This window comes from Pseudomonas sp. P5_B2 (assembly GCF_056400445.1).
In genome coordinates, this window is the sequence record NZ_JBFULH010001008.1 from 1 (window position 1) to 1,159 (window position 1,159).

Sequence of the window (1,159 nt, forward strand, 5' to 3'; positions counted from 1 at the left end):
ACCTTGCTCGAAGGTGTAACGCCCGGGTTTAGCGGCATCTCCCTGCACAGTCACCAGCGATTCGGCATTTGCAGCAAACGTCATGAACAGGCTGCAGCAAAGCAGCCAGGAAGAACGAAAAATCATTGCACTACCGGCTTATTCGGGCGCACTTGAACAATGCGTAGGGGCAATTCGGGGGTGAGGTGCTGCTCGCTGGCCATGATGAAGCCGTCGATGGGGTCGACCCAATAGCGGTTCTGCGCGCTAAAGCCCAAGCCTTCCATCGTGAAGTCTTCGTCCACGCGCAACAGCTCGACGTCGCGGTCGAGGATTTGCACGGTTTCCAGCCCTTTCTTGTTGAAGCGGCTGGTAATGATCACGCCCATCCGGTAACCAGAGATGAAGTCGACCTGACGCCGAGACTGCAGACCATCGGGAATACGATGCAGGCCGGTCTTGAATGGGGACGCTCCGTCAAAGCGAGTGCCGTCAAGATTTTCGTTGAAACCGACACTGCGAATGGCCAGGCCATCTTCCAGCATCAGGATCTGGCGGGTCGAAGCCATCCAGAAACCGACACCATCCTGCAGACGCACCAGCGCCATGACGGCTTCGCCCGTAGGTGCCTCGATGGTGATCTGGTAGTAAGGCGTTGCATCGACTTGCTGGCGAGTCAGGTTCAAGGGCTCAGGCACTTGGAACGCGACTTTCAGCGTGTCTATGGCAGCGGTCGACAACGGATTGCAGGCGCTCACAAGAAAGGAGGTCACCGATAGGGCGGCCAGTCGCAGAAATTTCACAAAAATTCCAGTGCTTAGTTGTTGTTTAGGTCATCTTGAATACCGACACCCGTACTAAGCAGGTTGGCCGTAGGGAATACCTGGCTGATGAAACGGTTCCAGCGAGTGACATCGGCCGGACCGACATAGACCACATCCTGCGGATGCAGCTTGAAGTGTTGGGCAAGGGCGTATGCCGAAGGCGACTTCAGGTCGATCTGGAATACCTTGACCGGTTCAGCTGCCAGATTCTCTACACCACGGATCACATAAACTTCTTTGCCACTGGACGTTTCCTGGCGTAAACCGCCAACCGTGCCAAGGGCGTCGGTGAGGTTCATGTTGCTGCCTTTGAAGACAAGCGCGCGAGTCGCGACAACCTCACCCAACACATAGAC

Annotated in this window: 1 protein-coding gene and 1 pseudogene; both read right to left on the bottom strand. The window is 56.0% G+C overall.

What is annotated here, in order from left to right; genetic code table 11:
- Positions 1 to 122: 122 nt before the first annotated feature.
- On the bottom strand, positions 123 to 782 hold the full coding sequence (locus AC1DRJ_RS28730) for a YjbF family lipoprotein (RefSeq protein ID WP_477805118.1): 660 nt from the start codon (positions 780 to 782) through the stop codon (positions 123 to 125).
- A 14-nt stretch (positions 783 to 796) separates the two neighbouring features.
- Positions 797 to 1,159 (bottom strand): annotated as a pseudogene (locus AC1DRJ_RS28735) (polysaccharide biosynthesis/export family protein); the annotation flags it as partial.